Raw genomic sequence first — 24,676 nt, forward strand, 5'->3', positions numbered from 1 at the left:
CTGATACTACTGTTCTCAGAGTTGGTGTTGATGCCCTTGTCATTTTATCTGAAATTTAACCATACCGGTAGTCAGCTAAGCCCTGTCATATGGGCTTTAGGTGCCGTTTCCTTAATTCTTCTATTCATCCTGTTAATTGTTTGGCTGGTTATCAGCCTGATTAATGGAAACCCGGAAAAACACATAAAAAAAACCGGTAAATAAAAATTAAAAATGAAATTCTACAGAAACTGCTTTTTAGGCTTTCTTGCCTTTTTATGTCTGGGCAGCCCATCAGAAGCACAAATTATCCCACTGGATCAATCCGTTAAAACCGGCGTTTTGCCAAACGGGTTTACCTACTACATCAAGAAAAATACTGAACCTGCCAAACGCGTGCAGCTTTACCTGGTCAATAACATCGGATCAATTCTCGAAGATGATGACCAGCAGGGGCTCGCCCATTTTATGGAGCATATGAATTTTAACGGAACGAAAAATTTCCCCAAAAACCAGCTTGTTGATTACCTTCAGAAATCAGGGGTCAGATTCGGTGCAGACCTGAATGCCCATACCGGTTTCGATGAAACCGTATATCAGCTGCCCCTTTCTACCGATGATCCTGGATTACTTTTGAACGGCATTAAAATTATGAGGGACTGGGCTCAGGAAGCGACACTTGATCCCGAAGAGATCGATAAGGAACGTGGCGTTATCCTTGAAGAGGACCGCCTTAGAAAAGGGGCAAGTGAGCGCATGTCAAAAAAATATATGCCTATGATGCTCAATAACTCCCGTTATGCCCTGCGTTTTCCCATTGGCACTTATGAGGTACTTACCAAATTCCAGGAACCGGTAATCAGGCGCTTTTTGCAGGATTGGTACCGCCCGGATCTCCAGGCGCTGATAGTTGTGGGCGATGTTGATCCCGATCAGGTGGAAAGCCAGATCAAAGCCAGTTTTTCAGACCTTAAGGCTTTAAGCCCAAAGCGCGAGCGAATCAATTATAAAATACCCTTAACAGGAAAAAAACAGTATATGGCCGTAACCGATAAAGAAATGGCCGGTACGACGCTGGAAATCATTTATAAACACCAGGCAGCTGAACTTAAGACCGAGGCGGATTATCTGAAGCTTATCAAAAGATCGCTGCTCTCCCAGTTGATCTCCTCAAGGCGTTATATGGAAATTAGCCGCCAGGATAATCCGGCATATAACAATATGAGCATCGGTATACAAAGCTTTATGGGCGGGCTGGATATGTTTGTTTTTGAGGTGAGTGCAAAGCAGGGCCAAGTTCAACAGGCCTTCAGTCAGGGATTCGGTTTTCTGGAGAAAATAAAAAGGTTTGGCTTTACCCAAAAGGAATTTGACCAGGCGAAACAGAGCTACCTGCTAAACTTTGAGAATACTTTAAGGGAGCAGGATAAAACCGCTTCAGTAAACTTTGTTAACGAATATAAAGAACATTTTCTCCATGGTACCGCCGCCCCGGGGATACAATGGGAAGCAGATTTTGTGAAGCGCCATATCCCTGAGGTACAGCTCAGCGACATTATGGCGATTCTAAATGAGTACCTGAACAGTGCGGACGTGGACGTGCTGGTTCTGGCCCCGGAAAAAGACCAGTCTACTTTACCCGATTCGGCCACTGTGGACGCATGGATAAAAGCGGCTGGAAATATGAAAGTTCAGCCGTTTGTAAATGAACAGGTCAATGCCAAGCTATTGGCCGTTCTGCCGAAAGCTGGAAAGATAACCGCTGAAAAGCGCTTGCCGGAAATGGGGATTACCCAGCTCAAACTTCAGAATGGTATCAGTATTATCCTCAAACCGACCACCTTTAAAAATGACCAGATTTTATTCAAAGGGTTTAAAGCCGGTGGTACTTCGCTGTATGATGATGAACAATTTGATGATGCCTTCAATGCAGGTGCATTGATCAGCCGCTTTGGGCTCGCATCTTTTAATCCCAACCAGCTAAAGGAATTACTCAACGGCCGCTCGGTTAATGTAGTTTCCAATATCCTGTCCAGATCAGAAGTGGTTACCGGAAGCAGCTCTGTTGCAGATTTTGAAACCGCCATGCAGGTGGCTTACCTCCAGATGACCAAACCCCGCGTGGATTCAGTGTTATTTAAAAACATCATCAGCAGCGCGAAGGAAAATCTCAGGGCCCACCAGAGTGATCCGGTGACAAATTTTACCGATACCATAAATGCTGTCCTGGGGAATTATGTTTACCGTGCTATGCCCTCAACGCCTGAGCGCCTGGATAAAATCAACCTTCAGCAGGTCTGGAAAATTTACAGGGAGCGTTTCGCTGACGCTTCGGGATTCACCTTTGTTTTTGTCGGCAATTTTGACCCTGAAAAAATAAAACCCTTATTGGCGCAATATCTTGGCGCCTTGCCGGACCTGAAGCAAAAACACAGGGCCAAAGATCTTGGGATACATATCCCGGAAGGCCGGATCACCAAGAAAGTTTACCTCGGGAGCGAAAACAAAGCCTCTGTCCGCCTTGTATACAGCGGGGATTATCCATACAGCCCGCAGAACAATTTATTTTTGAAAGCATTGGCCGATATCCTTCACGTAAAGGTCCTGGAACGCCTGCGTGAAGCTGAAAGTGAAGTCTACAGCCCCTCTGTCCAGGCCAGCTATGTTAAGTATCCACAAAACCGTTTCTCGATCAATGTGGTTTTTGGATGTGCGCCGAAGAATGTGGACCATCTGATCACTGGTATTTCGGAAGAAATGGATAAGGTTTTAAAAGGCGGGATAACAGAAGTTGATATACAGAAATTTAAAGCCTCTTACGCCAAGAATGTAGAACTCGCCCTAAAGGACAACAGCTTTTGGCTTAACTATCTGGCAGGTCAGATCGAAAATAACGAGCCCCTGCCTGAAGTCCTCGACCATTCGGTTATACTGGACAAGATCAATGCAGAAAACCTTCAGCAGGCCTCAAAAATCTTTTTTGATCAAAAGAACCTGATCAAATTTATCCTGCTACCCGGACAGACTAAAAATTAAAATAATGTTTCTGCCTCAAAAACAGGTGCTGTCTTAGCGATGGTGCCTGTTTTTTTTGGCGGATGCCAGTTTAAAGTCCGGTAGCGGTATGGTAATTATATTTATCAGGGGATAAGCAAAAGTGCTAATGGTAATACATTGAGATTCAGTTAGTTGGTGGTATATGTGTGGAATTATACAGGCTTTCTTGAGCAGTTGTTGTTTTGCTGATCTTTTATTAAGTGGGAACTGACTGTGGAAGGGATGTGTTAAAATAGTTTTTGATAATTGGTGTTTCAGAAGGAAGGCCGGTAACTTACCGGCCTTCACATCTTCAATGAACAGTACAAAAAATCGGGACTAACTCCGCTTAAAAAATACTGTCTTACAAAAACTAATTAATCCTAAACTTCCTCTTGGCATCCGCCTAAAGGTTGTCCCACCTATGAAAAAATCAGCTTCTACAATCTGATTATAGGGCTTTGGTAAGTGCATCAGTTACAGGCGAACCTTGAAACGTTTATGCCGTCATCCGTAATGTTCTGGATAACCTATCACAAATATCGGTAAGAGTTCCATTTAATGAGAGAACACTCCGCTTTTTAGAGAATTTCTCTGTTTTGAGGTGTTTTTGCGGAATTATATTTTGATCCCCGTTAAATGCTTCTGATTGGCCGAATTTTATTTTGTAAAATCTTCTTTTTTAGTTGGTTAACCTTGCTTTTGGGAAGGAAATCCGCTATATTTGATAACCATTATACCTAACTAAATTTTTCATAAAACCAAATAAATATAATGGAATCTTTCCGCCCCGACCAGACTGATTTTGGTATTTTAAAGCTACTACAGCAAGATGCACATTTAACATACAAAGAGTTAGCTGCCAGACTTCACCGGTCCCAGACCCCGATCAAAGAACGCATAGAGAAGCTGGAAAAGTACGGCTATATCAAATCTTATGTGGCACTCGTGGATTACCGTAAAATACCGGACTGTATGATGGCTTATCTGCATGTCCAGATTACAGATCACTCTGTAGCAGCTATCTCTGAATTTCAACAGGGAATTTGTGGTTTTACCGAAGTTGTTGACTGTTGTCACTGCACTGGCTCTTATGATTTTATCCTTAAAATCCTGACCAGGAATATGAATACCTATAATGAGTTCCTCACCCAAAAACTTGGACTTCTGAATAATGTTGGCGCAATGAACTCTTCAATTGTAATTGTCCAGACAAAACACGAAACAGCTATTCCGGTTTAAATGCGCACCACTTGAGTTCAAACGCTTTTTATAGAGAAGGGGATAGGAACAAAAATTTCTTTTTTTTATGTTAAAGAACTATTTTGTACTGTTGGGTGAAATAACTGTGAAGGTTACGGGAGCGATGAAAGGGGGAATAGAAAACGTGGTTTTATCGAGATCCTGGTTTAAAAACAGATTCGCCATAGCTTGTTTATTATCTGTCTGTTTTCATTTTAGAAAAGATGGGCCGCCCCATAGCTTCTGGAAGAGCGTCTTCCGCAAACTGCAAGGGCGGCCCAACTTATTGTTTGATTATCTTACGGTAACTGTTTTTTTGAAGTGGATGTTGTCTGCGGCGCTGCCGATCTGTAATTCGAATTCGCCGGGTTCAACCACATATTGCATCCTTACATTGTACAGACCAAGTTCGCAAACAGGGATCTCCAGGTGCACAGTCTTTTGTTTTCCTTTTTTGATCCATTCTTTTTTGAATGCCTTAAGCTGCTTTATCGGGGTTGCGACAGAACTGACCTTGTCATGGACATAAAGCTGTACCACTTCCTGTCCGTCAATTCCACTTGTATTTTCGATGTCAACATCAATTTTTATGATATCTTTTGAGGTAAGTACAGAGTCGGCCAACCTACAGCCCATATATTTAAAGCTGGAATAACTCAAGCCGTGTCCAAAGCTCCAAAGCGGGTCCGGTCTGTCAAAAATATAATGGCCTTTTGGATCCTCTTGACTGCCGGGGCTATCAAAAGGTTCGTTGCGATCGGTCACAAAATGGTTATAATAACTCGGTGAATTTCCTGTGCTACGCGGAAAGGACACATTCAGTTTACCTGATGGATTGACCGCCCCGGTAATGATATCGGCCAATGTCCTGCCCTGCATTTCGCCCCCGTACCATTGGCAGATCACCGCATTTGCATTATCTTTCACCCATGGCATCGCAAGGGGTTTACCAGCTATAAAAACAACGATAAATGGTTTGCCTGTTGCTTTGACCGCTTTCAAAAGGTCTTCCTGTACTCCGGGAAGTTCCAGTGAACTGAGGTCAAAACCCTCTCCTGAAGTGGAATATTTCGGACTGCGGCCCAAAAAGGTGCTCCGTGTACCGATGGCTACAATTGTAAGGTCACTGGACTGAGCAGCTTTTACCGCCTCATCGATCTTTGATCTGTCTTTGCTCCACCAGTCACATCCTTCTGCATAATTGAATTGTACTTTATTACCTGCCACATCTTTGAGCCCCTGTAACAGGGTGATGCCTTCCTTGGTGTCCCGCCCGGTCCAGGCATAATCTCCAAATACGGTCTGGTCCGCATTGGGGCCGACCACCGCGATCGATTTATATTTTGACAGGTTCAAGGGTAAAATATTGTTGTCGTTTTTAAGCAATATCGCGCTTTCGTCCGCTACTTCTTTGGAGATAGCGACATTCTTGGCGCTGTGCACGATTTTTTCTACTCTGGAAGGGTCACCGAATGGGTTCTCAAAGAGGCCAAGGGTGAATTTTACGCTCAACACACGGCGTACCGCCTGATCTACATATTTCATATCAAGCTTGCCCTCTCCAACCATTTTTTCCAGGGTTTCATAAGCACCGTCGACATCCAGGTCAACACCTGCTTCCAATGACCTCACCGCTGCTTCCTCTCTTGAGTTCACCGCATGGTGAAACGTCTGTAGCCGCTCGACAGAACCCCAGTCTGAGTATACGTATCCTTTGAAACCCAGTTCGCCACGCAATATCTCGGTCATGTAATAAGACGACCCGCTCACCGCTACCCCATCATAGCTACTATAGCACGACATCAGGGATAATGGGGTAGTATTGGCAATCACCTTGGCAAAAGGGTAGAGGTAAAGGCTCCGCAGCTCACGCTCGCCGCCGCTTACATTCGCACAGTTGAGACCGCCCGAAGGACTGCCATGGGCAACAAAATGTTTAGGGGTACAGGTAATATTATACTGCTGGTACCCCCTGATGAATGAAGTGCCCATCTCCGCGATCAAAAACGGGTCCTCACCGAAGGTTTCCTCCACTCTTCCCCAGCGGAGTTCCCTTGCAATATCCAGCACAGGGGAAAGGATCTGGTGGATGCCGATTACCTGTGCCTCACTACCGGCCGCATTTGTCATTTTTTGTATCAGCTGCGGATTGAATGTACTGCCCTGTGCCAGGGCCTGGGGGAAGATTGTACAATTGTTCTGTAAGATGCCCTCGATACCTTCAGCAGCGGTAAGTATGGGAATGCCTAACCGGGTTTTCTTTCGCATATAGGTCTGTAGTTCCTGGTACATATCCGCACATTTCTGGGCCGTCATATTCATTTCATGGGTACATCCATAACTTTGTCCGTTAAAAATCCGTTCGACCTCGTCTATTTTTCCAGATCCCCGGTTTTGTAACTGCAGCATCTTTTCTTTAAGTGTCATACGCCTCAATAAATCCTCCACGCGGGCAGGTATAGGAGCTTTACTGTTTTTATAGAGCAAAGTATCGGTGCTGGGATTATTAACCGCATAGCTGCTGCATGTGATCAGCAATAGGCCTATTGAGGTAAAAAACGTTTTTCTCATTTGATTGTTCCTGGTGTTGTTCTTGTATGTTTTAAAAAAATAATTTTCTTACGGTCTTATTATCCTGTAAATTCAGTTCAGCGATGCTCCGGCACGGTCAGGTTTCACAGTTGTTTATACCTGTTTTTTTGGATGCCAAGCGGAAGGGGTCAATTGTGGAGCTGTTCTCCTGCGCCAGTATCGGGGATTGCTATTAGTGTTCAGCTGCCTGAGGAACAGACTGGCCCCATATTTTTTTTTGAAAAGCAAAAATACTTTCCGGCCCTTAAATAATCCTGAAATAAAAATTTAACTGGTTTCATGGTAAACATTGGATTTTTCATGAGCTTAATGATGCTTTCCGTCAGTTCGTGGGAACTGATATAATGTATCAGGACTTAGACTCAATTATTTGTTGTATCTGGTCAGCCACCCAGCACAGGGTAGGGTACGGGAGCCTAAATTACGCTGATTGACCCAAGCCGGAAATAGACACAATGCGCAAAAAGATGGATAATCCATTCATGTAAAATAATGTCCTCCCGGGATCCTTTCACTTTAAATGACCTTGAGGTTTCCCGTTCCGGGTTCAGTTTTCCGGGCAGACTTTAAAATTTGCTTCTGATGTGCCGCTAAAGGATATACATATTAAATTGAATAACCGCTTACAGGTAGTGGAAGATGAAGAGCAGAAAAGCAATATCTTTAAAGGATGCCCTTAGATGTTTTAAGGCTATGGTCAGCTGGTTTTCCACCGATTTTTGGCTGATGCCCAGGCGGTCAGCAATCTCTTTATTGGAAAAATGTTCTATCCTGCTCAAACGGAATATCTGATGGCATCGCCCCGGTAACTGGCTTAGGGAGCTATTTAGTCTTTGTTGAAGCTCGGAGTCCCGGATCTTTAAATCCCCAAGGTTGATTTCGGTAGAAAAATTATCTTCGCTAATATCTGCCTTATAGACTATCGAGAGTTTTTTTGGTCTCAGGCTTTTGTATACCTGATATTTGATGGATGTAAACAAGAAATTTTTCAGAGCGGTTATCTGCAGTTCTTTCCGCCTGCTCCATAAACTGACAAAAACATTGTGGACTATTTCCAAGCTGCTCTCCTCATCCTTTAACTGCTGTAGCGCTACCTTATAGAGCATCAGCCAATACCTGTCGAAAAGCACATTAAATGCTTTTCCATCATTGTTTTGGACGGCTAGCCAGAGATCAGAATCAGTTTTATTAGACAGGCGCATATTTGGTCGGCTAAAACTATAAAAATAATTGAAAAATTACAGGCTATTAAAGATTTAAAAAAAAAATCATAAAAGTATGGGTGTATGAAGATCTTTTTGGTACTTATATATTAGGACCAAATATTTATCTGAATAATGAACAAAGAAGAGTTTGTTGCACTGTATGAAAAGTTTTTAGATGGAAAGTGTACAGCTGAAGAAATCGACACATTGCAATCCCATCATGATGAAGAAATTCCCTTCACAGGAGATGATCTGCTTTCAGATCCAAGTGATACAGACAGGCTCTATCATATCTTAAAGGATAAAATCCGTAACAGTATTCCCGATCAGCAGGCCTTTGTTTTACGCGGCAGGTTCAAGCTGTTAAAAATTGCTGCAGTAATCCTTGTCATTATATCTGCTGCGATATCCTTCATGGTGCTGCAAAAACCTGCTGCTGATAGGAAAGCTGTTCATGTGGTAAAAAACAAAGGTTCAAAAATTATTCCAGGTGGAAATAAAGCCTATCTGACAACAGCAGACGGTAGCGTGATCACCCTGGACGGTCTTAAAAACGGAAGAATTTCTTTACAGAACGGAATAGAGGTCAATAAAATAAATGATGGACTGATCCGGTATAACAAGGCTGCAGTTGTTGCCAATAATGGCGATGCAGTTGACTACCATACCATAACCATTCCCCGGGGAGGGCAGTATCAGCTGGTACTTTCAGACGGGACCAAAGTATGGATGAATTCTGCTTCTACGCTAAAATATCCGGTAAGTTTTGCTAAAAACGAGCGTATCGTCCGGCTGACGGGCGAGGCCTATTTCGAGGTGGCAAAGGATAAGGCAAAACCCTTTAAGGTCAGTGTGGATGATCTTGATGTCAAGGTTCTCGGAACCCACTTCAATGTGATGGCCTATAAGGACGAAAATGCGATCAGAACAACCTTGCTGGAAGGCTCGGTCCAGTTAAGCACAGGCAACAGGCAGGTTATGTTAAAACCCGGTCAACAGGGTATGCTCAGTTATGGTGCGACATCAATAGATGTCCGTGGGGTTGATGCCGAAGAAGCTGTCGCCTGGAAAGAGGGGTATTTTGTTTTCGATAATGAAGATATCCACACCATCATGAAGCGCATCGCAAGATGGTACGATGTAGAAGTGGTATTTCCGCAAAACTTTAAAAGGGCAAATTTCGGTGGGACGGTTTCCCGCTTTAAGGATGTTGCCCAGGTTTTAAAATCCCTGGAACTGACAGGTTCCGTTCATTTTCAAATTAAGGAAAGGAGGATAATTGTGATGCCATAAATATCATTTAGGTTATCATGTTGTCCTTATCAAGACCGAATGCAGTGGAATGCATCCGGTCTATAGCCTTTAGGGCATAAGGAAAACATAATCAATAGTTCGAACAATCAATCATAAATTTATCCTTAACCAAATGTATAAAAATATTGGTGCATTTTCGTGCACACGGAATTTCCGTTCATTCTATAAATTGTTGCTCATTATGAAATTGATAGTCATATTGTTGACTGCCTCGTTTTTGCAGGTAAGTGCGTCTGGATACGCACAAAAAATCAATATTTCCGTAAAAGATGCTTCATTGAAAAGCATCTTTAAGAAATTGAGGAAGCAGAGCAATTATAATTTCCTTTACGACAGCGATATGCTGGACAGGGCTAATCCGGTAAGTCTTTCGCTCCAGAACGCTCCTGTGTCAGAAGTACTTGAAAAGTGCTTCGAAAACCAGTTGCTGACCTATACCATCAATCAGAATACCGTAATTGTGAAATTAAGGCCCATTCCTGCAGCACGCGAAGTGACTGTAAAAGGAAAGGTCAGCGATCAGGCAGGCGTTGGGCTGCCCGGGGTGACCATAAAGGTAAAAGGAAGCAATACCGGAACGGTTACCGCTACCGATGGTTCCTTCTCATTAAAATTAAACGATGCGGATGCTGTGCTGATTTTCAGCTATCTGGGCTTTGCAAGTCAGGAAGTGGAGCTGAACGGCCGTTCGGAGCTGAACATTGTTTTACTTGCCCAGCCCTCTGCACTTGATGAGGTTGTTGTAATCGGCTATGGAACGCAGCGCAAAGGCGACATTACAGGGGCAATATCTTCTGTTTCTGCCGATAAGTTAAAAGACCAGTCGGTAGTCAACCTTCAGGGTGCACTACAGGGAAAAACGGCCGGCGTCCAGATCACCCAAAACTCCGGCGCCCCGGGTGCCGTTGCCCAGGTGCGCATACGCGGGCTGACTTCGATCAATAACTCAGATCCTTTATACGTGGTCGACGGGATTCCCCTTACCTCAAATGATATCAACATCATTGATCCTGCAAATATCGAATCGATCGATATCCTGAAGGATGCTTCTGCCCAGGCCATTTACGGTTCCAGGGGAGCAAACGGTGTGATCCTCGTTAAAACCAAAAAGGGCAGGGACGGTGAAGCATTGATTACTTTAAGTTCCTATCAGGGTGTAACCCAGGTACGCAAAACATTGGACATGGTAAGTGCTTCGGATTACGTAATGCTAAATAATGAGGCCTATACCAATGCAGGCCGTACATCGCCTTTTGAAGGTCCGCCTTCAAGCTACACCTCGACCACCGACTGGCAGAAAGAACTGTTCCGTACCGCCCGTATGCAAAATTACAATGTGGCAATCAGTGGTGGCAGTAAAAACTCCACCTACAGGGTTAGTGGTGGCTATTTGGACCAGGATGGGACTATCATTGGATCGGATTATAAAAGGGTAAACTTATCCAATAACCTCACTTTTAATCCAAAACCAGGTCTTGAGTTTGGGGAAAGCCTGGCCTTCAATAAATCAAGGTCACATAATGTTGCCACCGATTTTGGAGCGAATATTGTAAATGACGCGCTTGCACTCGATCCAACAATACCTGTGAAAGATGCGAACGGCAACTTTACGGCAACCAAATATTCGGACATTATCAATCCGTTGGCCAGGATCCATTATATATCCGATAATAACCCTTACAATCAGTATGGTTTACTGGGCAGTGTTTATGCTCAGTTCAAACCTATTAAGGGGTTGACCTTGAAATCATCATACAGTGTTGACCTGAAATTCAGTGATAATAAGCGCTTTACCCCAAGCTATAATGTGGCGCCAAATTTTAACAACCCCAATCCCAGCGTTTACCAGCAGAAAGACCAGGCTACCAACTGGACATGGGACAACACCGTAGCTTATGAGTTTACACTGAACAAAGACCATCATTTTGATCTGCTTGGGGGTATCTCAGCACAGCAGTTTACCTACAATTACCTTAATGGGTCCAATCAGGGACAGCCGGGAAATGACCCTTATCTGCAATATCTGGATGGCGGTATAAGTAACCAGGTAGTTGGCGGGAGCCAGCAGCGTTGGGACCTGCTCTCATATCTGAGCCGTCTGAATTATAATTACAGCGGGAAATATTTCTTGACCGCTACCTTCCGCCGTGACGGTTCTTCAAAATTTGGTGCAAACAACAAATATGGTAATTTTCCATCCGGATCGGTAGGGTGGCTTTTAACAAACGAATCCTTTTTTCCAAAAAACAATGTCCTTGGCTACCTGAAACTTAGGGGAGGATGGGGAGTAGTAGGAAATCAGGCCCCTGTTGGATATTATGATTATTCGGCCAGGGTCAATACCAGCTATTATGCTTTCGGTATACCGGCCACTTCGCAGCCAACGGCAGGCCCCGGCGGCCTGGAAAATCCGGATCTCAAATGGGAACAGGTAAAACAATGGAATGCAGGATTCGATTACCGTCTTTTTGGTGACCATGTCAGCGGTTCATTCGACTATTATGACAAAACAACCAAGGACATGCTTTTAAACCTGAACATATTGTCTGTTTCAGGTTTTACCCAGAGCCCTCCGCGCAATGCAGGTGTTATGCAGAATTCCGGGATTGAATTTTCGATGGATTACAATGGCAAGCTTAACGATGATCTTAACCTTGATGCCGGCTTCTTTTTTGCAACGATCAAAAACAGGGTACTTGAGCTGAACCAGACAGGTATAAAACTCTATAGTGGGAATATCAAGCCCGGCCAGACCGAACTTACCCAGGTAGGCCAGTCGGTAGCTTCCTTTTATGGTTATGTCGCTGATGGTATCTTCCAGAACCAGCAGGAGGTGGATAGCCATGCCAGACAACAAACGGGCACTGCCCCGGGGGATATCCGTTTCGCAGACCTGAACGGCGATGGGGTGATAGACCAGAATGACCAGACTTTTCTGGGTTCACCGATACCCAAACTTACCTATGGCTTCAATATAGGGGCAAGTTATAAAGGATTTGACTTTAAAGCCTTTTTCTCTGGTGTTTATGGCAATAAGATCAATGCTGCTTACAAGTATTATACAGACGGGTTCTTCATTTCCAACTATAACATGGAAACAGAAGCGCTGGGCAGATGGACGGGGCCGGGAACAAGCAATACCCTTCCGCGCCTGATCGCAAGCGATCCGAACAACAACTCAAGGGTGTCCAGTTTTTACCTGCAGAGCGGTTCTTACCTGCGCCTGCAGAATGTGGTACTGGGTTATACCCTGCCTAAAACAGTGCTGGATAAACTGAATATCAAAAATCTGCGCTTTTATTTATCGGCACAGAACCTGCTTACCTTCACAAAGTATACCGGATATGATCCCGAAGTGGGGCAGCAGTACAGTGGCGCCGGTGGTACCCGGGATATCGGTATAGATGGTGGCAATTATCCACAGAGCAGAACGATTTCTGCAGGCCTTAACCTATCATTTTAATAGAAATTCAATTTTGAATAAAGAAATATGAAATATTACTATTTAATCCTGAGTGCTGTATTAATGTTCAGCCTCGGTGGATGTAAGAAGTTTCTTGATGAGACACCAACTGCTCACCTATCAACGGGTAACTTTTATAAAACCAGTGATGATGCCGTGCGCGCGGTGAATGATGCCTATAGGCAGCTGAAAGACCAGGCATATGGCGGATATTCACCAACTTCTTTTGGGGATATCATGGCCGATGATGCAAACAAGGGCGGAGGCGGTGCTTCTGACCAGGGGCTGATCCAGGATCTTAAGCTATTTACGGCCAGGGCCGATAACGGATATGTGTTCAATGCCTGGAGGGATAATTATAAAGGGGTTTATCTCGCGAACCTGGTATTACAGAAAGTGCCTTCGATTGAGATGGACCAAAGTTTGAAAAGCAGATTGCTTGCAGAGGCTTATTTTCTGCGCGCATATTACTATCTGCACCTGGTGAGGCTTTTCGGCAGGATTCCCATGGTTACCGAGCCGATAGACAATGGAGAATATAATATTAAACAGTCTGAAGAAAAGGATATTCTGGCATTGATCGAAAAAGATGCAAATCTTGCCATTAACGACCTGCCCGAAAATAGCAAACAGGCTTCGGCAGACAAAGGAAGGGCAACTAAGGGAGCAGCCCAGGCCTTACTACTGGAAACTTACATGTGGCAGAAAAAATGGCCTGAAGCCCAGCTTTTGGGGGATCTGATTATTTCTTCCGGTGAGTACCACCTGACTGATGATGTTACGAAAATCTGGACACTGGCTGGTGAATTTGGCCCTGAGTCTATATTTGAGGTAAATAATGCAACAATTCCGGGCAGGAATGTTGGTAATCTGCTTAATTTGTTCAATGCACCGAGGAATACCTGGGGTTATGGATTTACCGTGCCTTCCAAATCCCTTGTAGATGAATTTGAAAGAGGCGATCCAAGGTTTGGAGCCACGGTCATTGTTAACAATCAGGTCATGCCAGATGGAACCACGGCCAATACAAGTGGCAGTGAAACGGGTTACTGGAACAGGAAATACTGGCTTGCCCTTAGTGAGATCCCCACAAATAATGGGGGGGGTGCAGGAGATGGTCCGACCAACGACAGGGTATTCGGGCTGGCACAGGTCATGTTATGGACCGCAGAAGCTTCTTTCCACAATGCCGCAATACCGCATGCCACAGATCTGGTGAACCAGATCAGGACCAGGGCAAGAAACAGTGGCGGCAATACCGATCAGACGGTACTTCCCACTTACAGTACGGTTACGCTTAACAATATTTACCACGAGATGCGGGTGGAAACCGCGCTCGGCGAACACCGCAGGTTTTATGAACTGGTTAGAACGGGAAGGGCCGCGGCCCTGCTGCCCAATTTCACGGCGGGAAAAAATGAACACATACCGATCCCTCTGACCGAAATTCAGTTAAGCGGCGGTGTTCTGGTGCAGAATCCGGGATATTAAAGGAAGTCATCCTGAATCTGTTTGAGGGTTTTGTACCTCTGGACAGATTGATTTATATATTTTGGTTAGGGTAAATAGGTTAATTTCCTGTTTGCCCTAATCCAGTAAAAAACTAATAATTAATAATCATCTTTAAACACACAAACTAAACAACATGAATTTTTACAGAAACAAACTGTCCCTATTGGTTTACAGCCTGGGGTTTATCTTGCTTACCATTGCGGTGGGCTACAGCACCAAAGCCGACCGTCCCGAAGAGCGTTTTGGCTGGAAACTCGGTACGCAGGCTTTTACCTTTAACCGTTTTACTTTTTTTGAGGCAGTAGACAAAACCGCCAGTTGCAAACTGGATTATATTGAAGCCTATCCCGGACAGGAAATAGGCGGTGGCATTGAAGGGAAAATGGATTACCATATGGAACCTGCAAAAAGGAAACAGGTCCTTCAGCTGCTCAACAAACACCACGTTAAAATGGCTGCATTTGGGGTGATCGGTGCAGATAGTGAAGCGGAATGGATCAAGATATTCGAATTTGGCAAGGCAATGGGGCTTGAAACCATTACTGCCGAGCCCAACGAAAAAGATATGCAGTTGCTTTCTGATCTATGCGATAAATATAAAATCAATGTGGCCATCCACAACCACGCAAAGCCTTCCAGATATTGGAACCCCGATATTATCTTAAATGCCATAAAAGGGAAAAGCAAACGCCTGGGGCTTTGTGCCGATCTTGGCCATTGGGTACATTCAGGCCTCGATCCGCTCGAGTGTATCAAAAAAGCGGAAGGCCATGTATTGCACCTGCACCTCAAAGATCTGAACGGAACAGATGAAAACGCACATGATGTACACTGGGGAACCGGTGCCACCAACATTGATGCAGTGATAAAAGAATTAAAAAGACAGAAATTTAAAGGTATAATTTCTGCAGAATATGAATACAACTGGGATAATAACACGGATGATGTCGCAAAGAGTGTAGCTTACTTCCGTCAGTCTGTTCAAAAACCCTAACCATAAAAAATAAAAAATGTTTTCAATGAATTTTAAAAGATTCCTCCTGCTCGCTGTCTCTATTACAGTTGTCTCTTCTGCTGCCCGGGCGCAGAGCGGACACGGCCCGGAGATGAACAGGTTCACCAAAATAGTATTGGCACAAAAGCTTGAGGAGCCGATGCAGTTTCAGGTATTAAAAGATGGCAGGGTATTATATGCAGAGCGGAAAGGGAAAATAAAGGTTTACAATCCTACCACGAAAAATCTTGATATCATTGCCGAAATACCGGTGAGCACAGAATATGTAGATAAGAACGGGAAAAGGGAAGAAGGGGAAGATGGGCTTCAGGGGCTTATACTGGATCCCAATTTTGCTAAAAACCGCTGGGTATATACCTATTATTCAGTTAAGGGCAGTGAATCGGTCAACAATTTGGTCAGGTACACCTGGGCCGGTGCCAAACTGGATATGGGATCGGCAAAGGTGGTTTTAAAAGTACCCGTACAAAGGGAGGAATGCTGCCATGTGGGAGGGGGGATGTTGTTTGATAAAGACAATAACCTGCTGCTGAGTACGGGCGATAATACTTTTTCAAGATCTTCTGACGGTTTTACCCCTATCGATGAGCGTGCGGGTGAAAGTGCGCGCGATGCACAGAAGTCTTCCTCGAACACGAATGACCTGAGAGGCAAAATCTTAAGGATCCACCCTGAACCGGACGGCACTTACACGATCCCTGAGGGCAACCTTTTTCCAAAGGGAACCGCTAAAACCAGACCGGAAATATATACAATGGGAAACAGGAACCCCTGGCGCATGAGCCTGGATAGCAAAACCAACTGGCTGTACTGGGGAGAAGTGGGGCCTGATGGATCGAACGCATCAGAATCGAGGGGACCGGCATCTTACGATGAATTTAACAGGGCAAAAAAAGCAGGGAATTTTGGCTGGCCTTATTTTATCGGTAACAACCTGCCGTACCGGTATTATGATTTTGCGACGAAAAAATCCGGCGATCTTTACGATCCCCTCCGCCCGGTGAACAACTCTCCCAACAATACCGGCCTGACCGTTCTACCTCCAACCGAAACCTCTTTGGTATGGTATCCCTATGGTGCTAGTGAGTATTTTCCCTTAATGGGCAGTGGCGGAAGAAGTGCCGTGGGCGGTCCGATATTCCATCAGAACGATTTTAAAGGAGCCGGGAATGTTTTTCCTGTTTATTACGAAGGCAAATGGTTCATTACCGACTGGGTCCGCGGGTGGATCCTGGCTATCACCATGGATGAGGAGGGGAATTACAGGTCTATGGAACATTTTATGCCTGAACTTACCCTTAAGGGGCCTATTGATATGAAATTCGGTCCTGACGGAAGTCTATATATACTCGAATATGGCAATGGCTATTTTAAAGATAACCCCGAAGCCGAACTGATCAAAATAGAATATAACGGCGGAAACCGCAAGCCTGTTGTTCAGGTGGCTGCCGATAAAGTTTCAGGTGCTTTACCATTAAAAGTTAAATTGTCGTCAGCCGGAACAAAAGACTACGACGGTGATGTTTTAAAATACGAATGGCGTATTACGAAAGATAAAGGGCTTAAATCAGTATTTAAAACTGCAAATCCCGAATTACAGCTTACCGCTGCGGGTGTTTATAAGGCAACATTAACGGTTACCGATCCTTCGGGGGCAAAAAACAGTAAATCGGTGGAAATTTCTGCCGGTAACGCAGCCCCTGTAGTGAAGTTCGGTTTTGTAAAGGGAAATTCAAGCTTTTACTTTCCGGGAAACACCATTTCTTATGCCGTAGGGGTAAGCGATAACGAAGATGGAAGTTTAGCAGATAAACGGATTGTCCCCTCGCAGGTTTCAGTATCCATAAATTACCTCTCAGAGGGTTACGACATGACCACGATCGCGCAGCACCAGCAACGTTTTGATGCTGCTGCACAGTTTGAGATTGGAAGGGCTTTGATGAAAAAAAGTACCTGTAGCGCCTGTCATGATCTTACCGCGAAATCTTTAGGCCCGCCATTTACCCAGGTTGCCATAAAGTATAAAGGTGACAAAGGGGCACAGGAGCGCCTGGTAAAAAAAGTAATCAACGGTGGATCGGGTATCTGGGGAGATGCAATGATGCCCGCGCATGCCACTTTGCCCCCAAGCGAGGTCAATGCGATTGTAAAATATATCCTAAGTCTGGGAGACAAACAGACTGCCCCAGATAACCTGCCGGTCAAAGGTTCATATACCACAAATGTTCCGGCCAATGCGGCCAATAAAGGCAGTTTTATTTTCAGGGCAGCATATAGGGATAAAGGAGTTGGAAAGCTTGCCCCGCAATTCTCTGAAAACATTGTGGTGCTGCGTAACCCTTATGTCCCTGTAAACGAAAGCAATGGCAACAGTGGCTTTACCTTTAATAACGACAGGTCTGTAGCAACTTCATCAGAGAATGGAGCTTACCTGCTCTTGCGGAAACTCGATCTCACAGGACTTAAAACTGCTGAAATCCTGGGTGATGTGAATGGTATAGTGGAAATCCGCACCGGTTCACCCCAGGGAAAAATACTGGGGCGTACAACAGTTGAAAAGAAAGGTGAAAATATTATCGGTCTTGACAACATTAAAGGGGTATTTGATATTTACTTTGTTTTTTTAGAGAAAGGGTCCAACCTCAAGGGGATCAATTTTGATATTAAATAACTCCTGAAAACAGGATCGCGTGAAACGGATCATATTCCGATAAATCACAGATCTTTTCCATATCCAGGGAAATGGCAGTAGAAAACAAACTGTTGCCATTTCTCCTGATTGGACTTGTCAATCATAGTTTGTTGCCAAACTATTTGTCTTTAAATCTTAGGCATCAATTACTGGAACAACAAGCGAAATTCCGGTGTCCCTGATCCTATAGCTGTAACCAAAGCGGGTATTGACGTTACAGGATAATCCGGACCTTAAGATTGCCCATATTGGTGGAAAAGTATAGGATTAAGCATTGTTCTTTCGAAAGACTTATCAATAGGGTGTTTTCGACACCAGACTGTAGGTGTCCCATAGATCGGATCCTGCCTCTTTTTACCTTTTTGATCTTCTGCTCTGGTCCAGCGAAATCCCTTTCAAGTCTAATATCAATACCGTAGGTTTTATTGAAGCAAGATATTGTTCCGCAATGAAATAGCAGATTTTACTTTCACCGCGGCATTATTTCAGAAGTTTAAGTAGAATAAAAGTGTCAGAAAATGCATGAAAAGTGCTAAATCAATCTGTTGAAAATTTGTGTTCTTTGCGATTGCGAAAACAAAAAACCGTACTTATGATTGATAACAACAATATCACCACCATTCTCGTTCTTCTGACCATTGCTTCTCTCTTTTGCCGCTTGTTTTTGTAATCCTGATAAAAAGGAACCCAACTGTTACTTTTTTTGTCCTCTTTCGATGTGGATAAGGTGGAGCTGAGCCGGCATGGATGCTTCGGTAGAAGTTTGTACTGCTCGGGGAGATATGATTCAATTTTACTTTTTGATCTTCTACTCTGATGTGGGCAGTCCCTCCTTTAAATATCATAAGCCCTAAAGAAATCAGCTATCGTTTCCAACAGCGGAATCATATCGGTTTTATTTCACTGTTGCAGATATTTCAATATTGAAGTACGATAAAAGTATTAAAAATTGCACGAAAAGTGCTAAATCAACCTGCGAAAAGTTCTTGTTCTTTGCAGTATTGGAAACAAAAACCTGAACTTATGATTAATAAAACAAATCTCGCCGTTATTGTCCTACTGATTGTTTGTATCAGTGGTTGCAAGAAAAACAGATCTAACCAGACTGAAGTAGATGCTGACCTTAAAGTCTATCTTGATGAAGAAAAAATAGAAAATTCCAACCTGTTAAAATTCGATTCACTTGATTATGTCGGTTTTACAGGAAGAAACCTTCCCGTCTTTGAAGCTATGCATGATGCCCAGGTACATGTGGAATGGAGCGGTTTTGACGCTGATAATTTAGCCAAGCACGAGTCTGATCTACTTAATTATTATAATTATCTCGCAATTGGGGATGGCGTTATTGCGCACCCTATTAGAATTGCAAATGGACAGTGGACTGCTGTTGTGGCCCTTTCGCAATCAACTGTAGCAGGTAGTTTTACCAAAAGGCTTACTGCACTGGTTACCGTGGCGAAATGGAAAAACGGCAAGATTACCGAAGAATATTTATTTAGCCGGACTGATGGGGCAGATAGCAGCCGCCTTAAATCTTATTCAACTACCAATAACTATACTTCTGCCAATTATACTTCTCCAACCGGAACCGACCGGGAGCGGTTGGCAGCCTATATTGCCATGGATGATTCGGAGAAGAGAAATTTAACGACTTTTGACAACCTCGATTTTATAGGCTGGACACAGCGTAACCTGTCGGTGTTCAATAGTGCACATGACGAAAATGTTTATGTGGAATGGAGCGGTAATAACGCGACCAGCCTGAACAAACATACTGCTGACGCGGAACGTGTCTTTACTTTTCTGCAGCCCGGTGATGGTGTAACCTCCCATCCCGTTAAAATTGCCCAGGGAGACTGGACTGCGGTAATCGGGTTAACCTCAAGCACGAATGCAGCTACCTCGGCGAAGACCATCGGTGCATTGGTTACCATTGCGAAATGGAGAAACGGAAAAATTGTCGAAGAATATTTGTTTAACCGTACAAGTTCTGCAGAAAATAGTCTGCTCAACAGTTATAGATAAACAATGGATACCTGATCCAGGGGCAGGGCTCTATTTTTTTTGGTGAGAATGGTGCCTGTTTTAAAATTATAAAACAGGCATCATTTCTTTAGGGCCGGAAATAAGGTAAACACTTTAATCGCCCGTTTGAAAAAGATGCCATACCTATAATTTCTTTTGTGGAATATCTGATGAAATTCCATTTCCTCCGATTGCAAAAAAAATAATAAGCGGGATAATGGATTTGCCTGGCAAATAAAAGTTGGATGGCAATGGTTCTTTATAAAAAATAATAAAGGGAGGTTGCTTTTGACAGGTTTTGTCCGCAATGGTAAAAAGGGTAAAACTGTAATAGTCAAATATGGAAGAAGAATTATTGTTGTTTATTAAGAAATGCCAAAATAATGACAGGAAATCACAACAATATATTTATAAAAACTTTTATAGCTACGCTCTTGGCATATGTCAGCGCTACACCAAAAATCGTGAGGAAGCGGTCGCTGTACTCAATCTGGGCTTTCTAAAAATATTTACCAATATCAACCGGTTTGATCATACCAGGAGCTTTAGGACATGGCTTAGACGGATCATGATAAATGTTTCCATCGATAATTATAGGGCAAATATCAACTCCGTTTATTTTCTCGAACTGGACCAGGTCAATGATATTTATGAGGTAAACCAGTGTGAAAGTAATTTAAACTATTCTGATCTATTGGAGATGGTCAGGAAGCTTCCAAGGGCATACCAGGCCGTATTTAATCTATTCGCAATTGATGGGTATTCACATGAAGAGGTTGCAGAATGTCTAAATATCAGTGTAGGAACGTCTAAATCCAACCTGCACAAAGCAAGGAAAAAGCTTAAGGATATGATTAATGGAGCAGATAAATAATCCGGTAGGCCATATCTGGTTAAACTTTATCAAACTGCCCTATCGCTTTAGAAGCTTGTTTTTAGGTTACATCCTAAAATTGGTCATGTCCGGGCCAGATAAAAATGGATTATGAACTCAATTTGATGAAGGGTATTACATTGCTGGATACTTGTTTTGAAAATCAGGCGATCCATGTACACGCTGGTCAGGCTGTGACAGGAACTATGAACACCACTTCCCCCAGGTTTATTTATTTATACATAGGGAAAAATGGATATAAAAGCATACTCCCTGAGCGCATCAGGTATCTAAATTATACAATGGCAGGTTTGCCGTTGTAATGAAATGCCCCCCTTCATCTCTTCCGTACCTAAAAGATGCGCGGTTGCCATAACTGTGCTGCAACCTTTGCTCTATGCTGGAAAGTCCGGTATGAAGTCCGGTATCATTGATGCCGGCACTGATCAGGTTTTTGGTTTCGATCAGTAGGGTGTTGCCTTGGGCTGATACTTTTATCTCTCCTGGATCATCTGGTAAGCTAAGGTTGCCATGCTTGAGCATGTTTTCTGCCAGTGACAACAGTATGAAGGGAATGACTTCTGCTCCGCTGTTTTTGTGATCATAAATGAAACTGATATGCGTCTGTGATTTCCTGATCCTGGTAAGGTTCAGCAGGTTTCCGACCTGTTCTATTTCAATGTGCAGCGGTATTTTTTCTGGTCCGCGTTCGCTTGCAAGCGCATAACGCAGCAGTTTGGACAGATAAAGGACTGCCAGTGCAGCCTTAGGCTCTGAGAGCCTGGTGCGATCATGGATATAGCTTAGCGTGCTTAGCATGAAGTGCGGGTTGATCTGGGCGCGTAGGTAGGCGTTCTTGGCTACCGCAAGTTCCAGGGCAAGCTGCTGTTCGTTGAGCTCCTTCTGGATAGCTTCTTTCTCAAATTTAATGGCTTTCTTGTCGGCTTTTTTGCTGTTCCGGTAAAAAAACAGGGCAGTACCTATACCCATGAAATATATTCCGCGCCACACTGTGGCACCAACGAAGATCTGGTCCAGTTTAAATTCTCCAAAAAAAGCTTTGCCGGCCATCATTCCGAGTACCCGGTCGGTAAAATTGCTTATTGTCAGAAAAGTTAACATTGCGGCCGAGATAAGCAGTAGCAGTATCGGATATTTTTTTTTGTTTCCACCCGCGGTGCAGGGTAGGATGCAACCGGCGATAAGGTATGATAATGCGATGTTGATAATGTAGTGAAATATATAGTTTCCCTTATTGGAAAACTTTCCGGTAAGCGTCCAGAGTGCAAGGGTTTCATAGGTTATAAAGCATAACCAGAATATCACGTGCAGACGGTAACGATGGATATATTTTTTTATTTTTTCCATGTCGGTTCGGGATTTGGCCACGGGGATTCCTCATTTGGCCACGGGCGGTCTCTTAGGGGTTTTTAGGGGGCTAGTTTCCTTTCATGAAAACAAAAAACAGCCCTAGACTGAGCAAAAAAACAGTGTTTATTTTTCGCTCCAATTCAGGTAGTAAACGTCTTACAACAGATCCTACTACAACGACGATCACCTTGATAACGACTTCTCATACCAGCCAGTCGGGTGTTCAGTAGCGTTACTTTCTTTTCGTCTTTAGCCAGATGCGGTTGACCCAGTCCAAGAACTTGGCGTTGTAATTGGGGGACATGAGCACGTTGTATTTGCCAGCGTTTACCATGTTCCCCGAAATGGCTTTTACATGGCCGGAGTTGATAATGTAGGAGCGTTGGATACGGTAAAAGTTTATACTGTCCGCGAGTTTCTGTTCAATTTCGGTAAAGGTCATGTAGACGGAGTAATAGTTTTCCTGCGTATAGATGTAAACATTGTTGTTGGCCCCCTGGATGTAGGTGATGTCATCTTTTAAAACCCTGGTGAGTGTGGTCTTCTCGGGATCGGTGCGCAGGAAGAAGGAATCATCTGTTTCCTCCTCTAGCGTGATCGGGGAGAAGAATTCCTTGAGCACGGCTTCTGTTCCTTTGGCAAATTCAGGTAGGTCAAAAGGTTTGAGCAGGTAGTTTTTTACCCTTAGGCCAAAAGCATTTACGGCGTAGTCAGGGTATGAGGTGGTAAAGATGATGTGGTGCGGGCTATCCCTCAGGCTTTCGGCAAGGTTTATGCCTGTGAATGACGGCATGTCAATGTCGGAATAGATCAGGTGCGGGATTTTTTGCTGTGACATTTCTGCCAGGGCTTCCAATGGATCGGTATAGGTGTTGGTGAGTTCCAGCCTCGGCATCCTGCCGATATAGTCTCCAATGGTACGGATTGCTCCGTGCTCATCGTCAACGATGATACAGGGGATGATCTTTTTCATATAAGTTAGTTTAGGTATTAGCTAATGTAGTCATTATTCTTTGTGGGAATGTTTTTGTAATAACAATGATAGGTGAATGTAGTTTTTGCATGATGCGATCCGTATCGTTATTAATATGGGCAAAAGGATTAACGAAGGGTTTGAGGATTTTATGCGGTGTAGGAATTTGGGAGCCAGGTTATTCTGGTTGTTTAAGGAGCTAATTCAAATTTATACTCTTTTTGGCGCTAAGTTTCCGTCTGATATTTTGTTGCAGCGAAGGGTCTAAGCCTGTGTAATAGCCTGTGTAATAGCCTGCGCATAACTGAGACTGTTTTATAATTGATCCGCTGAGTTATATTTTGGTATCTGTTTTGGCTGTCCCCTGCGGGCCGGGCCATCTGCTGTATCTTTTGTTCCAAAAGGATGCCGCGTCTGTCCCTGACAGGGAAGATTTCTGACCAATGGAATATTATCCTGTTTTTTTGTGGCAATACAAAAGCAGATCAATATAGCAATTTTGGCAACATGCCCATAGGTAGCTGACCGTTTGGTCCGCCAGATCTTTAAAGTTTTACTCACTCACTTCCATTTTGGATCCCTTTTAAAAGGCGCTCTTCCAGCTTAACAGGTTTTCTGATCCAGCTTGGCAGGAAGAAATAAATAAGGTTGGTACTACATGATTATAGATTAGTATTTTTAGATATCCCACTTTATTTTTTTTTAGATGCTGTAGGATTGAGAACCAGAATGAATTGTTGGTCTATGAATGTGTAAACTGTTTATTTGGAATTGATCTAAATAATTTTAACTTTGCCGCTCAATATCCAGGAAATTGTCTGAAGCAGAGAAAATAGATCAAAAGCAGGTGCTCCGTGTAAATGGTGACACTTTCGAGCTGATTTATAAACAGTTCTGGAAAAAACTTTATTACCTCTGCTATCAAAAGATCGGGGACAGTGAGATCGCCCAGGACCTGGTGCATGACCTTTTCCGCTCGGTATGGGAGAGGCGCGGAGAACTCATCATTACCGATTCCATTGAAAAATATCTGGTCCGTTCCATCAAATACAAAATATCTGGTTACTTTCGTGAAAAGATCCAGCAGGAGAGAAACCTTGGGGAATCCCAGCTTTATGTGCGGGAATCTGAATCGGTAACCGAAAAACAGGTTGCTTACAGTTTCCTCTCCCAAGAGCTTAAGGTGCTGGTAGAGCGGTTGCCCGAGCGCTGCAGATTGATTTATAAGCTGAGCCGTGAGGATGGGTTGAACAACCGGGAGATCGCTGCTTCTTTACTGGTTTCAGAAAAAACCGTGGAGAGCCAGATCACCAAGGCAATGTCCTATATCCGCCAGAGGCTTGGCCAATACAAAAATGAATGAAGCCCAGACTATCCTGTTAT

At 43.7% G+C, this 24,676-nt stretch carries 14 protein-coding genes; 10 read left to right on the forward strand and 4 right to left on the reverse strand.

Annotation, left to right across the window (positions count from 1 at the left end; all coding sequences use genetic code 11):
• Positions 1–213 precede the first annotated feature (213 nt).
• Complete coding sequence (locus tag R2R28_RS12115) at positions 214–3,015, forward strand: insulinase family protein (protein WP_316825950.1); 2,802 nt, start codon at positions 214–216, stop codon at positions 3,013–3,015.
• Between the two features lie 774 nt (positions 3,016–3,789).
• Complete coding sequence (locus tag R2R28_RS12120) at positions 3,790–4,257, forward strand: Lrp/AsnC family transcriptional regulator (RefSeq protein WP_316825951.1); 468 nt, start codon at positions 3,790–3,792, stop codon at positions 4,255–4,257.
• A gap of 294 nt (positions 4,258–4,551) precedes the next feature.
• On the opposite strand, the gene R2R28_RS12125 is transcribed toward R2R28_RS12120, so the two are convergent.
• Both R2R28_RS12125 and R2R28_RS12130 read right to left on the reverse strand, forming a co-directional pair.
• Positions 4,552–6,828, reverse strand: coding sequence for a glycoside hydrolase family 3 N-terminal domain-containing protein (locus tag R2R28_RS12125; RefSeq protein WP_316825952.1), 2,277 nt, complete (start codon positions 6,826–6,828; stop codon positions 4,552–4,554).
• Between the two features lie 644 nt (positions 6,829–7,472).
• Positions 7,473–8,051, reverse strand: a complete 579-nt coding sequence (locus tag R2R28_RS12130; RefSeq protein WP_316825953.1) for an RNA polymerase sigma-70 factor — start codon at positions 8,049–8,051, stop codon at positions 7,473–7,475.
• 135 nt (positions 8,052–8,186) lie between these two features.
• On the opposite strand from R2R28_RS12130, the gene R2R28_RS12135 reads away from it, so the two are divergent.
• The 7 genes from R2R28_RS12135 (at position 8,187) to R2R28_RS12165 (ending at position 20,949) form a co-directional block, all read left to right on the forward strand.
• Positions 8,187–9,347 (forward strand): FecR family protein, encoded by a 1,161-nt coding sequence (locus R2R28_RS12135; protein ID WP_316825954.1) that lies wholly within the window; start codon positions 8,187–8,189, stop codon positions 9,345–9,347.
• 202 nt (positions 9,348–9,549) lie between these two features.
• Complete coding sequence (locus tag R2R28_RS12140) at positions 9,550–12,831, forward strand: TonB-dependent receptor (RefSeq protein WP_316825955.1); 3,282 nt, start codon at positions 9,550–9,552, stop codon at positions 12,829–12,831.
• A gap of 27 nt (positions 12,832–12,858) precedes the next feature.
• Positions 12,859–14,322 (forward strand): RagB/SusD family nutrient uptake outer membrane protein, encoded by a 1,464-nt coding sequence (locus R2R28_RS12145; protein WP_316825956.1) that lies wholly within the window; start codon positions 12,859–12,861, stop codon positions 14,320–14,322.
• A 154-nt stretch (positions 14,323–14,476) separates the two neighbouring features.
• Positions 14,477–15,337 (forward strand): sugar phosphate isomerase/epimerase, encoded by an 861-nt coding sequence (locus R2R28_RS12150; RefSeq protein ID WP_316825957.1) that lies wholly within the window; start codon positions 14,477–14,479, stop codon positions 15,335–15,337.
• 25 nt (positions 15,338–15,362) lie between these two features.
• Complete coding sequence (locus tag R2R28_RS12155; RefSeq protein ID WP_316825958.1) at positions 15,363–18,029, forward strand: PQQ-dependent sugar dehydrogenase; 2,667 nt, start codon at positions 15,363–15,365, stop codon at positions 18,027–18,029.
• Between the two features lie 1,044 nt (positions 18,030–19,073).
• The gene (locus tag R2R28_RS12160) at positions 19,074–20,075 is read left to right on the forward strand and encodes a hypothetical protein (RefSeq protein ID WP_316825959.1); all 1,002 of its coding nucleotides are present in this window, start codon (positions 19,074–19,076) and stop codon (positions 20,073–20,075) included.
• A gap of 340 nt (positions 20,076–20,415) precedes the next feature.
• Complete coding sequence (locus R2R28_RS12165) at positions 20,416–20,949, forward strand: sigma-70 family RNA polymerase sigma factor (protein ID WP_316825960.1); 534 nt, start codon at positions 20,416–20,418, stop codon at positions 20,947–20,949.
• Positions 20,950–21,231: 282 nt separating this feature from the next.
• Here the strand turns inward: R2R28_RS12165 and R2R28_RS12170 are convergent, their stop codons facing one another.
• Together R2R28_RS12170 and R2R28_RS12175 are read right to left on the reverse strand one after the other, a co-directional pair.
• Complete coding sequence (locus R2R28_RS12170; protein ID WP_316825961.1) at positions 21,232–22,317, reverse strand: sensor histidine kinase; 1,086 nt, start codon at positions 22,315–22,317, stop codon at positions 21,232–21,234.
• A gap of 235 nt (positions 22,318–22,552) precedes the next feature.
• Positions 22,553–23,293, reverse strand: coding sequence for a LytTR family DNA-binding domain-containing protein (locus R2R28_RS12175; RefSeq protein ID WP_316825962.1), 741 nt, complete (start codon positions 23,291–23,293; stop codon positions 22,553–22,555).
• An 814-nt stretch (positions 23,294–24,107) separates the two neighbouring features.
• Here R2R28_RS12175 and R2R28_RS12180 point away from each other — a divergent pair.
• Positions 24,108–24,656 (forward strand): sigma-70 family RNA polymerase sigma factor, encoded by a 549-nt coding sequence (locus R2R28_RS12180; RefSeq protein WP_316825963.1) that lies wholly within the window; start codon positions 24,108–24,110, stop codon positions 24,654–24,656.
• The last annotated feature ends 20 nt before the right edge of the window (positions 24,657–24,676 follow it).

The sequence above is a fragment of the Pedobacter miscanthi genome (assembly GCF_032678605.1).
Taxonomy (GTDB): Bacteria; Bacteroidota; Bacteroidia; order Sphingobacteriales; family Sphingobacteriaceae; genus Pedobacter; species Pedobacter miscanthi_A.

What these genes read in the sequence shown, in the direction of transcription:
- R2R28_RS12115 (WP_316825950.1), top strand. Translation starts at nt 214, where the DNA reads ATGAAATTCTACAGAAACTGCTTTTTAGGCTTTCTTGCCTTTTTATGT.
- R2R28_RS12120 (WP_316825951.1), top strand. Translation starts at nt 3,790, where the DNA reads ATGGAATCTTTCCGCCCCGACCAGACTGATTTTGGTATTTTAAAGCTA.
- R2R28_RS12125 (WP_316825952.1), bottom strand. Translation starts at nt 6,828, where the DNA reads ATGAGAAAAACGTTTTTTACCTCAATAGGCCTATTGCTGATCACATGC.
- R2R28_RS12130 (WP_316825953.1), bottom strand. Translation starts at nt 8,051, where the DNA reads ATGCGCCTGTCTAATAAAACTGATTCTGATCTCTGGCTAGCCGTCCAA.
- R2R28_RS12135 (WP_316825954.1), top strand. Translation starts at nt 8,187, where the DNA reads ATGAACAAAGAAGAGTTTGTTGCACTGTATGAAAAGTTTTTAGATGGA.
- R2R28_RS12140 (WP_316825955.1), top strand. Translation starts at nt 9,550, where the DNA reads ATGAAATTGATAGTCATATTGTTGACTGCCTCGTTTTTGCAGGTAAGT.
- R2R28_RS12145 (WP_316825956.1), top strand. Translation starts at nt 12,859, where the DNA reads ATGAAATATTACTATTTAATCCTGAGTGCTGTATTAATGTTCAGCCTC.
- R2R28_RS12150 (WP_316825957.1), top strand. Translation starts at nt 14,477, where the DNA reads ATGAATTTTTACAGAAACAAACTGTCCCTATTGGTTTACAGCCTGGGG.
- R2R28_RS12155 (WP_316825958.1), top strand. Translation starts at nt 15,363, where the DNA reads ATGAATTTTAAAAGATTCCTCCTGCTCGCTGTCTCTATTACAGTTGTC.
- R2R28_RS12160 (WP_316825959.1), top strand. Translation starts at nt 19,074, where the DNA reads ATGATTAATAAAACAAATCTCGCCGTTATTGTCCTACTGATTGTTTGT.
- R2R28_RS12165 (WP_316825960.1), top strand. Translation starts at nt 20,416, where the DNA reads ATGGAAGAAGAATTATTGTTGTTTATTAAGAAATGCCAAAATAATGAC.
- R2R28_RS12170 (WP_316825961.1), bottom strand. Translation starts at nt 22,317, where the DNA reads ATGGAAAAAATAAAAAAATATATCCATCGTTACCGTCTGCACGTGATA.
- R2R28_RS12175 (WP_316825962.1), bottom strand. Translation starts at nt 23,293, where the DNA reads ATGAAAAAGATCATCCCCTGTATCATCGTTGACGATGAGCACGGAGCA.